17 protein-coding genes are annotated in these 12,809 nt (G+C 63.2%); 14 read left to right on the top strand and 3 right to left on the bottom strand.

Going from position 1 to position 12,809, the window contains the following annotated elements; genetic code table 11:
• The first annotated feature begins 39 nt into the window (after nt 1–39).
• The 12 genes from DC366_RS17990 to DC366_RS17935 all read left to right on the top strand — a co-directional run bounded on the left by DC366_RS17990 (nt 40) and on the right by DC366_RS17935 (nt 8,404).
• Nucleotides 40–300, top strand: coding sequence for a helix-turn-helix domain-containing protein (locus tag DC366_RS17990; protein WP_108693580.1), 261 nt, complete (start codon nt 40–42; stop codon nt 298–300).
• A gap of 8 nt (nt 301–308) precedes the next feature.
• Entirely contained in the window at nt 309–1,484 is a 1,176-nt protein-coding gene (locus DC366_RS17985; protein ID WP_108693574.1) for a replication initiator protein A, read from the top strand.
• Entirely contained in the window at nt 1,481–2,119 is a 639-nt protein-coding gene (parA, locus tag DC366_RS17980; RefSeq protein WP_108693573.1) for a ParA family partition ATPase, read from the top strand. The genes DC366_RS17985 and parA overlap by 4 nt, the downstream gene beginning before the upstream one ends.
• Nucleotides 2,116–2,367, top strand: coding sequence for a ribbon-helix-helix protein (locus DC366_RS17975; protein WP_108693572.1), 252 nt, complete (start codon nt 2,116–2,118; stop codon nt 2,365–2,367). Before parA ends, DC366_RS17975 begins: the two co-directional genes overlap by 4 nt.
• Nucleotides 2,364–2,885 (top strand): DUF2840 domain-containing protein, encoded by a 522-nt coding sequence (locus tag DC366_RS17970; RefSeq protein ID WP_108693571.1) that lies wholly within the window; start codon nt 2,364–2,366, stop codon nt 2,883–2,885. The genes DC366_RS17975 and DC366_RS17970 overlap by 4 nt, the downstream gene beginning before the upstream one ends.
• On the top strand, nt 2,882–3,427 hold the full coding sequence (locus tag DC366_RS17965; protein WP_108693570.1) for a S26 family signal peptidase: 546 nt from the start codon (nt 2,882–2,884) through the stop codon (nt 3,425–3,427). Before DC366_RS17970 ends, DC366_RS17965 begins: the two co-directional genes overlap by 4 nt.
• Before the next feature lie 48 nt (nt 3,428–3,475).
• Complete coding sequence (locus tag DC366_RS17960) at nt 3,476–3,811, top strand: DUF736 domain-containing protein (protein WP_108693569.1); 336 nt, start codon at nt 3,476–3,478, stop codon at nt 3,809–3,811.
• Between the two features lie 3 nt (nt 3,812–3,814).
• Nucleotides 3,815–4,582 (top strand): lytic transglycosylase domain-containing protein, encoded by a 768-nt coding sequence (locus tag DC366_RS17955; RefSeq protein WP_108693568.1) that lies wholly within the window; start codon nt 3,815–3,817, stop codon nt 4,580–4,582.
• 243 nt (nt 4,583–4,825) lie between these two features.
• Complete coding sequence (locus DC366_RS17950) at nt 4,826–6,565, top strand: relaxase/mobilization nuclease domain-containing protein (RefSeq protein WP_108693567.1); 1,740 nt, start codon at nt 4,826–4,828, stop codon at nt 6,563–6,565.
• Nucleotides 6,566–6,714: 149 nt separating this feature from the next.
• A complete protein-coding gene (locus DC366_RS17945; RefSeq protein ID WP_133176243.1) occupies nt 6,715–7,578 on the top strand; it encodes a helix-turn-helix domain-containing protein in 864 nt (287 codons plus the stop codon).
• A 71-nt stretch (nt 7,579–7,649) separates the two neighbouring features.
• Entirely contained in the window at nt 7,650–8,054 is a 405-nt protein-coding gene (locus DC366_RS17940; protein WP_207768769.1) for a VOC family protein, read from the top strand.
• Entirely contained in the window at nt 8,051–8,404 is a 354-nt protein-coding gene (locus DC366_RS17935) for a VOC family protein (RefSeq protein ID WP_108693565.1), read from the top strand. Before DC366_RS17940 ends, DC366_RS17935 begins: the two co-directional genes overlap by 4 nt.
• A 93-nt stretch (nt 8,405–8,497) precedes the next feature.
• Here DC366_RS17935 and DC366_RS17930 read toward each other — a convergent pair whose 3' ends face one another.
• Nucleotides 8,498–9,724: an MFS transporter gene (locus DC366_RS17930; RefSeq protein ID WP_108693564.1), complete on the bottom strand. Its 1,227-nt coding sequence runs from the start codon at nt 9,722–9,724 to the stop codon at nt 8,498–8,500.
• Between the two features lie 95 nt (nt 9,725–9,819).
• Between DC366_RS17930 and DC366_RS17925 the strand changes: the two genes are divergently transcribed.
• Entirely contained in the window at nt 9,820–10,716 is an 897-nt protein-coding gene (locus DC366_RS17925) for a LysR family transcriptional regulator (protein ID WP_108693563.1), read from the top strand.
• A gap of 372 nt (nt 10,717–11,088) precedes the next feature.
• On the opposite strand, the gene DC366_RS17920 is transcribed toward DC366_RS17925, so the two are convergent.
• Together DC366_RS17920 and DC366_RS17915 are read right to left on the bottom strand one after the other, a co-directional pair.
• Entirely contained in the window at nt 11,089–11,412 is a 324-nt protein-coding gene (locus DC366_RS17920) for a DUF1330 domain-containing protein (RefSeq protein ID WP_108693578.1), read from the bottom strand.
• Between the two features lie 20 nt (nt 11,413–11,432).
• A complete protein-coding gene (locus DC366_RS17915) occupies nt 11,433–11,831 on the bottom strand; it encodes a hypothetical protein (protein WP_108693577.1) in 399 nt (132 codons plus the stop codon).
• Between the two features lie 98 nt (nt 11,832–11,929).
• Here DC366_RS17915 and DC366_RS17910 point away from each other — a divergent pair, with 98 nt between their 5' ends.
• The gene (locus DC366_RS17910) at nt 11,930–12,769 is read left to right on the top strand and encodes an MmyB family transcriptional regulator (protein ID WP_243405209.1); all 840 of its coding nucleotides are present in this window, start codon (nt 11,930–11,932) and stop codon (nt 12,767–12,769) included.
• Nucleotides 12,770–12,809: the final 40 nt, after the last annotated feature.

Raw genomic sequence — 12,809 nt, 5'->3', positions numbered from 1 at the left:
CATGAAGGTTACGATGAACCAGAAATCCTCCGTTGTTCAATTCCTCAAATCTGTCCCACAGGCGCTGACGTCAGACAAGCAGCGCGCTTTCTCAGCCTTTCCGCCCGAACCCTCGAAAAGCACCGCACCTACGGGACCGGTCCTGCCTACCGCAAACTCGGTGGCCGTGTCGTCTACTCCGTCGATGACCTGCAGGCCTGGGCGGAACGCGGCGCCAAGCAATCCACCTCCGACCCCGGCGCCGGCACGGTCCTTCCGGCCAAACGTCATGACGACCCGTCGTCTGCCGAAAACCGCTGACTATTCCCATGACGGCGCGGCCTCGCAGATCGGAACGGGAGCAGCTTGAGCTGTTCCGCGCTCTGCCGAGCGATCTCGCGCCGCGCGATGCGCAGGACCTCATGGCCTATCCGTTTTTCTCCCTGTCCAAATCCCACCGCGTCGAGCCGATCGAATACCGTTCCGGCGAGATCGCCATCCGCGTGGAAGCCGTGCCAGAGCATGGCATGGCCACGATCTGGGATGCGGACATCCTGATCTGGGTGGCCAGCCAGATCGTCGAGGCGCGCGACAACGGCTTTCGCACGTCGCGCCTGATCGCAACCACCCCATACGAAATCCTGACCTTCGTCGGACGTGGCACCAGTGCGCGCGACTATCGCCGGCTGAGAGCCGCGCTCGACCGGCTGCAATCGACGACTGTCGCGACCACCCTGCGGCAGCCACCGTCCAATCCACGCGGGCGAAGTGAAGGTCCACCAAGCAGTCGTACGACCGGTCGGCGCATGCATCGCTTCTCCTGGATCAACGAATGGACCGAGAGGGCCGACGCGTTTGGCAATCCGGATGGCATCGAGCTCATTGTGCCGGACTGGTTCTACAAGGCGGTGCTGGACGAGGCGCTCGTCCTCACCATCGACCGCACCTATTTCGGCCTCACGGGCGGGATCGAGCGCTGGCTGTACCGGATCGTGCGGAAGCATGGCGGCCGGCAGAAGCGTGGCTGGCGGTTCGACTTCCGGCACCTTTACGTCAAATCCGGGAGCCTCTCCCCGTTCAAGCGCTTCGCATTTGAACTGCGCGCGATCATCCAGCGCCAGCCGCTGCCCGGCTACACGCTGTTTCTCGAGATCGAGGCGGGCGGGCGCACGCTGCTCGCCTTCGAGCCCGCGCCCTGTGGACAGGCTGTGGAAGCCGTCGTGCTATCAGGAACCCGGACTATCGTGCCATCGGGAACCGACCCATCGTGCTATCGGGAACCCAAACCGCATCTAAACTCCTCCGCACAAAGCGGAAATCAACCCCTTAACTTAGAGTCTAACAAAGAATCTAACTTTTGTAGGGGCGCGCCTTCTGGGGAAAACCGCTCTCCGACGGGCCGAGAAGAGGATGAGCGGAGGCGGCAGACGGCGTTCTCCGAACGCGATGACGACGCTGTCTCTAAGAGCGATCCGGCCCGTACTGGTGCCGGAGGCACGTCATGATTGCGGCGCTCCTCAATCAGAAAGGCGGTGTCGGCAAGACGACGCTCGCCTTGCACCTCGCCGGAGAATGGGCGCGTGGCGGCAATAGCGTCACCCTGATCGACGCCGACCCGCAGGGATCGGCGCTTGACTGGTCGGAACGGCGCAGCCACGAGGGTCTGCCACGACGCTTCGGCGTCATTGGCCTGGCGCGGGATACGCTCCACCACGAAGCGCCTGAACTCGCCCGCGCTGCCGACCATGTCGTCATCGATGGTCCGCCGCGTGTCGCGGGGCTGATGCGTTCGGCGCTGCTTGCTGCCGACGTCATCCTCATTCCGGTGCAGCCGTCACCCTTCGATGGCTGGGCCTCGGCGGAGATCCTGCGCCTGATCGAGGAGGCGCGGATATTCCGTCCGCAGTTCGCCGTGCGCTTCGTCCTCAACCGCTGTCCGGCACGAACCATCATCGCGCGCGAAACCGGTGATGCGCTCGCCGACCAGGACCCGCCGGCGCTGCGCGCGACGATCGGCCAGCGCGTCATCTTCGCCTCGGCTGCTCAATCCGGCCGCCTCGTTTGCGAATGCGACGCAGACAGCATCGCCGCGCGGGAAGTGGCGGCGCTGGCGGCAGAGATCGGAAGGCTCGCGCCATGAGCGATCGGCCAAACCGCCGCGCCTTCGCCGCTCGGCCGGGCGATCCCGAGCAGTGGATCAGGTCCGACTACACTGCTCCCCGTGACGGCAAGCCCTCCGGATTCACCGCGCGCCTGACCATCGACATCACGCCCGAATTGCGCGGGCGCATCAAGATCGCTGCCTTCCAGCGCGGCGTCACCGTCGCCGACATGCTGCGCGACCTGCTCGCCCACGAATTCCCCAATGACGAAGGAGATCCATCATGACCGGCACAACAGCCCCCAGTGTTGGCGCAAGTCCGATGCCCTCCGCACACAATTCCGACGCGCCTACGCATGTCGAACTGACCTGGGTCGAAGGCAGGATCGAATACTGGATTCGCTTCGGCCGTCAGGCAAGCGAGCGGATCATCGACCGCCGCCGACGCGTCGTCTCCTTCCGGCCGGGCGCCATCTTCGCCTTCGTGCGCTGGGCGGCCAACGATTACGGCACGGTCATCTCGCGCATCGACATCGTGCGCGCCGTCGAGCTCGGCAGCGCCTACCAGACGCTGCCTTTTGTGCGACCCGGCGGGGAAATCTTGCTCAAGATCGAAGGCTGGCCGAAGGTCGAGAAGGTGCTCCAGCACATCGACGCAGTGGAAGCCGCCGAGGTCGATCCCTGCGATGTCGCACTCGATCACTGGCGTCATGTGGCGCACCGGATGAGCGCAGGCCAGGAACCGCGTCCCTACACGCGGGAGCGTCATCAGGCCTGGCTCAAGCGGCGGGAGATCCAACGATGACCCGCTTCGGCTACGTCATGCTCACCTACTTCACCGCCATGGGCGTCGCTGCGACCGCCATCATTCCGACATCGCTGAAGCTCGTCTGGAACATCTCGGCCAGCGCACCGATCGGGCTCTACCGCGTCGAGCCCGCCGTGCATCTCGACGTCCCCGATCTGGTCGCCGTGATGCCGCCCGAGCCGCTCGAGAATTACATGATCGAGCGCGGTTACATCGGCCGCGGCGTACCGATCCTGAAGCGCGTCCTCGGCCTGTCGGGACAGCGCATATGCCGAATCGGCCGCACCATCACGGTCGATGGACTCGCGATGGGCGAGGCACGCGACCGTGATCGCCTGGACCGCCCGCTACCGGTCTGGAGCGGCTGTCGCATCGTCGCCGAAGACGAGCTTTTCCTCATGAACTGGCAAGTGCCCGACAGCCTCGACGGGCGGTATTTCGGCCCACTTCCGGCGACGACCGTCATCGGCCGGGCTGTCCCTCTCTACACCGACGAAGACGGCGATGGCCGCTTCGTCTGGCGCGCGCCGACGCGGTGACGACGCACGCCTTCCTGCAATCCCACCGCATTCAAACAGGAGTTCACCATGCCCCAAATCGGACAATTCACGCGCACGGAAAATGGCTACAGCGGTCGCATGCGCTCGCTGGCCTTCGACTGCGAGCTTACATTCGTCACGGTCGAAAACGCCGACAGCGAGAACGCGCCGGCCTACCGCGTTCATCTCGGCGACGAGACCGGCCCCGAAGTCGGCGCCGGCTGGAAACATACCGGCGACCGCGCGGGCACGTTCATTTCCGTCGTCCTCGACGATCCCGCCTTTCCCATTCCGGTGCGCGCCCGGCTGTTCCAGTCTGATGAGGACGGACGCGACTGGGGCCTGCACTGGACGCGCCCGAAGAAGCGCGACGAGCAGGACTGATCGATGCCGCTCATCGGTCCGTCAGCACCATTGCGGCGGTGCGGCACCTGCGGCCGCATCGTCCTACTTCTCCTTTCCGGATTGGTCATCGCCGCGCTCGATACCGGCGATGTATCCGCACAGCCGGTGCCCACCGGGCGACACGAAGTCCGCGATCCCATTGCCGCGCATATTGCCGAGGCGGCGCAGCGGTTCGGCATTCCCGAGCACTGGATCGTCGCGGTCATAGGGGCCGAAAGCGCTGGCAATACGCGCGCGATCTCCCGTGCCGGCGCTCAAGGGTTGATGCAGGTCATGCCGGCGACCTGGGACCATCTACGTGCCCGCTATCGGCTCGGCTCCGATCCCTTCGATCCGCGCGACAACATCCTGGCGGGCACCGCCTATCTGCGCGAAATGTACGACCGTTACGGCGCGATCCCGGCAATGCTGGCGGCCTATAATGCGGGGCCGGATCGCTATGACGAATACCTCGCGACCGGGCGGCCATTGCCCGCCGAAACGCGCGCCTATGTCGATCTGCTTGCGCCGGCGCTGGGTGCAACGGTGCCATCGTCCGGCGCTCCGGCTGTGCCATCACCGCCACCCGACTGGCGCGAGGCGCCGCTGTTCGTCCCGCGCTCAGTTGACCGCCGGACAGTCGCAGACCGCGCCACGGACAAGCAACCGGACCGCACCTCTGCTTCCGTGCCGGTGCAGCGGAATCCCGAGGATCAGTCACATCCGAAGGCGATCTTCGTTGCTCAGGATGACACGAGGGGTGAGCGATGACGCGTTGCAGCTCTCATCGCATGATCTCGGGCTTTGGCGTGTCATGGAGTGCGCGAAGGGTAGCCGCAGGAACCACAACCGACCGATGGCAGGATAAAAGGGCGCACATTGCGCGCCGGTCGGTCGGTTGTTTTTGTGGTGTTTTCTGGCGCGTTCCGCACATTGTCCCTCTTCACCGCAATGTGCGCTGCGCACTCAACTTCCCGAATTTCCTGCCTTTTCCCCACATTGCGGAGCGATGTCATGGCCGATGACCGCGAGTTCCGCGTCCGCCCCGGCCGTATCCGCTCGACCCGTGCGCAGGCGGCGCGCCCCTTCATCGCCCAAGCGCTGGCGGCCGCAAAGAAGGCGGGAGGCGGCGTGTCGCGCTCTGGCCGCATCACCTCCGGCAACCGATCGCGCTTCGGCTATGGCCAGCGGGCCAGTATCCAGGCCAATCGCCTCATCACCGCACGCTCACGCGGCGCGGTCATCAAGGCGCGCGTGGTTCGCCACTCAGGGCGCGCCGCGCCGCTCGGAACACATCTCGACTATCTGCGCCGCGACGGCGTCACCCGGGACGGAGAGAAGGCGCGCCTGTTCGGGCCGGGAGAGGAAGAAGCGGGCAGCAAGGCCTTTGCCGAGCGCTGCGAGGACGACAGGCATCATTTTCGCTTCATCGTTTCACCCGATGATGCGCTGGAAATGTCGGACCTGCGATCCTTCACCAGTGATCTGGTCGGACAGATGGAGAAGGATCTCGGCACCGAGCTCGACTGGGTGGCCGTCGACCACTGGAACACCGAACACCCGCATATCCATCTGATTGTCCGCGGTGTCCGCGACGATGGCGAGGACCTCGTCATCTCGCGGGACTACATCAAGGAAGGGATGCGCGACCGGTCGCGCGATCTCATAACCCAGGAGCTTGGCCCGCGCACCGATCTCGATATCCGCCGGACACTCGAAAGCCAGATCGAGACCGAGCGCTGGACGCAACTCGATCGTCAGCTCGTGCGCGACGGTCGGCGCAGCGGCGTCATCGACCTTGCCCCGCAGCCGGGCGAACAGCCCGATGAATTCCACGCGCTGAAGGTCGGGCGCCTGCGCAAGTTGGAGACGTTGGGCCTCGCAGAGCAGGTCGGCCCCGGCCAGTGGACGATCGGCGACAAGGCCGAGGCGACGCTGCGCGAGCTCGGCGAGCGCGGCGACATCATCAAGCGCATGCACCGTGCCCTGACCGAACGCGGCATCGAACGCGGATCGGCGGACTATGTGCTGGCGGCCGAAAGCCTCGATGCGTCGATCGTCGGCCGCCTGGTCGAGCGCGGGCTCGATGACGAACTCAAGGGCACGGCCTACGCCGTAGTCGACGGCGTCGATGGACGTTGCCATCACATCAAGCTCGCCGACCTCAATGCGGCCGGCGACAGCGCGCCGGGCTCGATCGTCGAGTTGCGCGCCTATGACGACTCCCGCGGCCAGCGCCGCATCGCCCTCGCGGTTCGCTCTGATCTCGATATCGAACGGCAGGTGACTGCGTCTGGGGCGACGTGGCTCGACCGGCAGAACATCGCGCGCGAACCGGCCACGCTGTCAGAAAGCGGGTTTGGCGGAGAAGTACGCGGCGCGCTCGACAGGCGGGCGGATCATTTGATTGGGGAAGGCTTCGCCGAGCGCCAGGGTCGGCGGATTGTCTTCAGCCGCAATCTCATCGATACGCTCCGCCGGCGCGAGGTGGATGAAGTCGGAGAGAAGCTGGCGGCGAAGACCGGGCAAACCTTCCAGCGCGTGGGCAGCGGCGAACATGTGACCGGCACCTATCGCCAGCGCCTGACGCTCGCGTCGGGACGTCTCGCGATGATCGACGACGGGCTTGGTTTCCAACTCGTGCCCTGGACGCCTTCGATGGAGAAGCATCTCGGCCGCCACATTTCTGGCGTCGCGCGCGGCGACGGTGGCGTCGATTGGAGCATCGGCCGCAAGCGCGGGTTGGGACGGTGACCTTGATCGAACTGGCAGTACTGAGTGTATAGGTAAATGGCGTCTAAAACAGCCGCCAATCCATCTATCGCGCGACCGTAACAAGAAGCAGAAGTTGGTGGGCTGGGTACTGAACGGCGATATTACGAAAACGACACATTGCTTTTGCCTTGTCGTCGCTGATGATAGATTTTTGCGGAACGAAGTTAAATCGAACCGAGGGAAATCTATTGCTGGCGGCTCGGGAACCCAAAAGAGAGACGACGCGGCTGATTGTTGACCGGCTATGGAGCGTGTCGGATGCGACGGCGGACGGCTACGAAACGCACCTACCCTCGGGTCGGGTGCAGATCATCTTTAGCCTCTCTGGCATCCCGCTACGGGAGCACGATCCGGGCGATCCGCAAGGGGCGCCACGACGAGGCCCGCTGCATCTGTTTCAGGGCCCAACGACCTTGCCGCGCCGGATCTGGCGCAAGCCACAAGTCTTGGCGTGCGGTGCCAGTCTCCAGCCGGGCGGCGCCGGCGCGCTGTTCGGGCCGATCAATGGCACGACTGACCGGGCGATCGACCTTGCTCGCTTCTGGGGCGTCGATGCCGCTCGCCTGCGTGAAGAGCTCCGACATCTCAAAACGCATGAGGCCAGGCTCCAACGCCTCGAAACCGAGATCGAGCAACGCATCGGCGATGTCTCGGCGGCGAGAGTGCTCGCTCGTGCGATGGAGCGCCTCAGGGCCGGCCTGGCCATCAGGGACGTCTGCCGGGAGCTCGAGCTTTCGCCGCATATGTTCAGGAAGCTGTTCGTCCGGAATGTCGGGATGACACCGAAGCACTATCTCAAGATAGAGCGGTTCCGAACGGCGATCACTCGGCTGACGCCGGTCGTGTCGCTATCGGTTCTTGCGTTCGACGCGGACTATTCCGACCAGTCGCACATGACGCGCGAAGTCAAGCATTTCGCGTCGATGACGCCGGCCCACCTGCGCACGCGCATTCGACCCTATGCCGGACATGTTTGGGATCCGCGCCGTTAATTTTCGTTCAAGACACGTTTCGTCGAGATGGCTATGTGATTTCATCCAATGAACATGGAGAGGAGATCGCAGTGCCAGCGACAGTTACGCCAAGAGAAGCTTTTCCTCGCCTGATCGTCCAGGATGTCGATGCAGCCATCGCCTTCTATCGGGCTGTATTCGGCGCCGAGCTCATGGCACGCTTTGCCGAACCGGACGGGCTCGTCGGGTTTGCAAAGCTTGCACTGGGAGACTTCCGGCTTTCCCTGAGCGAAGAAAAGCCGGAATGGGGATGGAAATCCCCGAAGTCGCTGGGCGGCTCTCCGGTCCTTATCCAACTGGAACTGCCGGACAGCGATACGGTTGCTGAAAAGATGATCGCGGAGAAGGCTGAGGTCGTCGTTCCTATCAAGGACCGCCCTTACGGAAAGCGCGAAGGCCGCATTCGCGACCCCTTCGGACATCTTTGGATTCTCAGCATGGAGGTAGAGGGATGACCGTACAGCGCATCGTCGCGAATATTGCGGCAGATTCCGTCCCGGAGGTCCGGACGTTCTATGCCGACCTTTTCGGGCTCGATGTTCTGATGGATCTCGGATGGGTCGTCACGCTGGGGTCTGGCGAGACCGCGGTCACCCAGATGAGCATCCTCAGCGAGGGCGGCTCGGGCGCGCCGGTACCCGACCTGTCGATCGAGGTTGATGATGTGGACGCGGTATATGCCCGTGCCAAGGAGATCGGCTGCGAGGTGGTCCACGATCTGAGGGACGAACCGTGGGGCGTCAGGCGTTTCTTCATCGCCGACCCGACCGGCAAGCTGCTCAACGTGCTCTCGCATCTCCGCTAGAAATTGTCTGCGGTGTCCCTGGTACCGGCGTCTGTCGCACATCCAGCAGCAACCCTCCGATGTCTATCCGGCGGAGGACGCGACACCATCTCATCATGCCCGGGGCGGCTCAGACGAGCCTACAAGTGTCGCAGCCAATCCAAAAACCAGTCCCAACCCGAGGCTGACGGCCCCGAAGACACCGAATGCAGTGCCGAGCGGCATGGCTTGTAGCGCGAACCCCGAAGCGAGGGGCGAAAGGAACTGCCCTCCGAAAACTGCCGCCGTCACAAGCCCGGCACCACGGCCGCGCAGCCCGGCTGGCACCTTCGACAGGAAGTGGTTCATCAGGTTTGGGATCATAGCCCCAAACCCGATGCCGCACAGAATCGCCCCGCCAAATATCGCACCTGCCTCTGTAGCCACCGCGATAACGATGAGTCCAAGGCCGAGAAACGCCAAAGAACCTCCGAATATCGCGAGAACCGACAACCTGTTTCGCAGCCATCCGTAACCCAGTGACCCAGGCAGCCCGAAGAGAGTGACCATCGCCAGAGCGAAACCTGCGGCGACCGGGCTCGTGATCCCGAGCGCGACCATCTGGAAGGGAAGACGAGTCGGAAGAATATAGAAAATGGTCATCATCGAAAGACCCAGCGGTACGATCCATGCGGCCCGCCACAGAGGAAAGACCTCTCCTTCCGCGTCTATTTCCGTTTGTGCGCTGTTCCGTTCGGGCGGGGGGAGCGGGCGCCGCGGCCGTGGCAGCGCGGCAAGGGCTGCCAATGCCAGCGGCAGCCCGGCAAGATAAAGCAGGAATGGGAAACGCCACCCCAGCCCGGTCAGAAGACCGCCAAGCAGAACGAAGACGATGCCGCCCAAATTCGCCGCTCCGGCCTGCAGACCCATGTAATGCGCCCGTGCCGGCCCCTGCCATAGATCGGCGACATAGGCACTAGCGATAGTCATTGTACCCGCGACCCCGAGCCCGAGAACACCGCGCCCGGCGAGGATCTGCGGCAGATCGCCAGCGATGAAGCCCGACGCACCGCCGACCGCATAGACGACCATGCAGATCGCCAGCACCGCCCGCCGGCCCAGCCGGTCGGACAACCAGCCCAACACCGCCGCCGAAATGATTACCAACAGCGAGGGCATTGCTAGAATGAGCCCGGCCAAGGTTTCCATATCTGGAACCTCAACAAAAGCGGCGCGCAGTTCCGGCAGTGCGGGCGCGATCGTTGCATTCGCCATGACGGTCAACGCCGAAGCGCATAACAGGACCGCCATCGCGGCGCGCGAGGATCGCAGAGGCGTAGAAGAGCGGGCGGTTCGCATCATTCAGAAACTCCCTTGCCTGTGTCGGTTTCACTTGCAGGGATTCCTGACATAAAGCATGATCGTGAATAAATATAAGAAATGTGGTTATATAATCTATGATTCTGCATAATGATTTGGACCTTTCGGCAGTGCGCGCGTTCCAGTCGGTGGTGCTTGAAGGATCGTTCGCCGGTGGGGCGCGGCGTCTGGGTGTGCCGCAGTCCACAGTCTCGAAACGTGTGCGCGACCTTGAGGCCCGACTGGGGCTACGCCTGATCGAGCGGACAACTCGCAAAATGCGGGTGACCACCGAGGGCGAGGCTTTGGCTAGTCATGCGACGCGCCTGCTGGCTGAGGCTGACACATTGCTGCGCGCCATGACTGAAACCGGCACGGCGCCCCGCGGCCATTTGCGCATCGCGGCGCCGAATCTTTTGGGTCAATTGTTGATCGGCGGTGTCGCGGCGCTTTGCCGCGCGCGGTTTCCCGAGATCACGCTGGAATTCGTCTTCACTGACGCGCCTCCTGATCTGATACAGGATCGCTTCGACGCAGTGATCCGATTTGGCCCGCTTGAGGATAGCTCTCAGATCGCGCGCAAGCTGCTGTCCGGGGCCGTTCGCCTGGTGGCCGCACCCGGACTGAACGGTACCGACCGAATAGCCCATCCGCGCGACGTCGCGAACCTCCCAATCATTCATGTCCCCCCGCCATGGAGCCATGCTTGGATGTTTCAACGCGAGTCTGAGGAGGTGACAGTCCGGTTCGAACCCGCGATTTCCTTTCCTTCGATGCTTGCGGCCCGCGATGCCGCGATCGCCGGGGCTGGTCTGACGATGTTGCCGGGCATCCTGGCCGCGCCAGAGATCAAGGCAGGTCGACTGGTGCGGCTGTTGCCGGAATGGACCGGCCCTGAAAAAGCGATGTACGTGGTCTATGGTGCGCCGGATTCGATCACTCCGCGCCTCCGGGCCTTCCTCGATATCCTGTCTGCGAACCTTCGCGGCCGCTGAACACCGACTTGCACCCGGGGCGGCTCGGCAAATGGTCTCGATAGGGCAGTCGTCTTAATGCCAGTTGGAGGCGTTCGCTTTCTCCGCATTTTAGACGAGCTGGATTTGTTCACTCGCACCACGCCTTTCTTTATCCGTTAGCCGTCGTTCTTGCGACAAGAGACCGAGGAGGCTTACACGCGGCGATGGCGGTGTCGACTGGAGCTTCGGGCCTAGGCGGGGGCTGGGGCGGAGAGAACCGGTCAGCGTGCTATGCCAGAAGGTGAACAAACGGCTGCTTTGAGCCCGTCTCGACCGATGCTGCGCGCTGAACCGATGTCTGATTCGAGGCATGGTGCGAGGGCACGGTCTTTCTTTAGTCTCCGGAGTTGTTCAGGAGGAAAGGATGTCCGTGGCCCTGTGATCGGAATCCACGCCTTCGATCAGGAACACGTCGCCTTCCGTGTTCTTCGTCCGTAGCGGCAGAATGTCCTGATAGGCCGAGGATGCATACCACGCCCGGGCCCGCGCCAGGTCCGGAAAGGCGATCACGATCAGGTCGCCGGCGAAGGCTCCTTCGAGCATGTGTTTCTGCCCGCTATGAATGATAAACTGTCCCTCGAACGGCGCCAGCGTGGCGTCGATGGCTTCGAGATAGGCGACGATTTCTTTGCCAATCTCAACATTGCGCAGATGGCCGACGGCATAACAGGTCATGAAACTCTCCTTTCCCGGAATCAGGCGGCGGCGGCAGAATTGTGCCGCCCACCCCATTCGAGGCCCGCGAACAGGGCGACGATGATGGCCTGTATCAGAAGAAAGAGCCATCCCAGACCGTTGAGCGCGATCAGCCCAGTAATTGGCAGGATCACGCTGCCCAGAACCCAGAGTACGTTGCCTGCGACGATCATCTGGACGGCCCAGGAGGGGACGGATGCGGTTCGGATGAAAATTGCCATGAAGACCGCAATCGGCAACAGCAGCAGGCCCGCAATGAACAGGAAAGATCCGGGGATTGCCGTTAGCCCCGCGATCGGTCCGGATGCGAAGACCAACAGCATGCCCACCGCCGCGCAGGTCGCGGCATCGAGGGCGAGGATGGTCTGCAAGGAAAGTCGACGTCCGGGGTGGGTCATGGTTTTCTCCATCTATTAGGTGGCCACCCATCCTGGGTAGCGGAATGATGGAGTGATCATCGTGCAGCGATGGTCTTGTGGCGATTACCTTGGAGGTAATGGTCGCGCTGCGTCGTGTCGGTTACGATGGCCGGATGAAAACGCATACGGACAGTATCGGGTTCCTGCTGAGACAGTGGCGTCAGCGCCGCCGCCTCAGCCAGCTCGCGCTTGCGCTCGACGCGGGCATCTCCCAAAGGCATCTCAGCTTCCTGGAATCCGGGCGGTCGCAGCCAAGCCGCGACATGATCCTGCACCTAAGCCGCCAGCTTGACGTACCGCTGCGTGATCGCAACGTTATGCTTCATTCTGCAGGTTACGCGCCGTTCTTCCCCCAGCGCCCTTTGGATGCACCCGAGCTCTCCATTGCGCGGGAGATCATCGACCGAATCCTGCGAGGGCACCTTCCCCATCCGGCACTGGCAGTGGATCGCCACTGGACATTGCTGTCCGCAAACGCCGCCGTGCACCACCTGCTGGCCGGCGTCGCGCCACACCTTCTGGACGGGGACGTGAATGTTCTGCGCTTGAGCCTCCACCCTGAAGGCTTGGCTTCGCGCATCCTCAATCTGGCGGAATGGCGCCATCACGTCCTGACCCGCCTCGGCCATGAAATCGAGCGCTCGGCCGATCCGGTGCTTGCGGCGCTAAAGAACGAGTTGGAGGCGTTCCCGGTTCCGGTCGCGGCCCGGTCGGATCTTGCCGTACTCGGACACTCTCAGGCGATCGCGGTGCCCCTCCGGCTCAAAAGCAATGCCGGGCCACTGTCTTTCCTAGCCACAACAACTGTTTTCGGCACGGCGGTCGATGTCACGTTGTCCGAAGTTACGATCGAGGCTTTCTTCCCGACGGATAAGGAAACGGCGGATATGATGGCGGTGCTTGACGATGGGACATGAATGCTGACACTGGAGCCAGTTCAGCGAAAGGTCATTTTGT

Source organism: Pelagivirga sediminicola (assembly GCF_003072125.1).
In the GTDB taxonomy this organism is placed as follows: domain Bacteria; phylum Pseudomonadota; class Alphaproteobacteria; order Rhodobacterales; family Rhodobacteraceae; genus Roseovarius; species Roseovarius sediminicola.
Note: the sequence above shows the minus strand (reverse complement) of the source record. Positions and strands in the feature narration are given on the sequence as shown.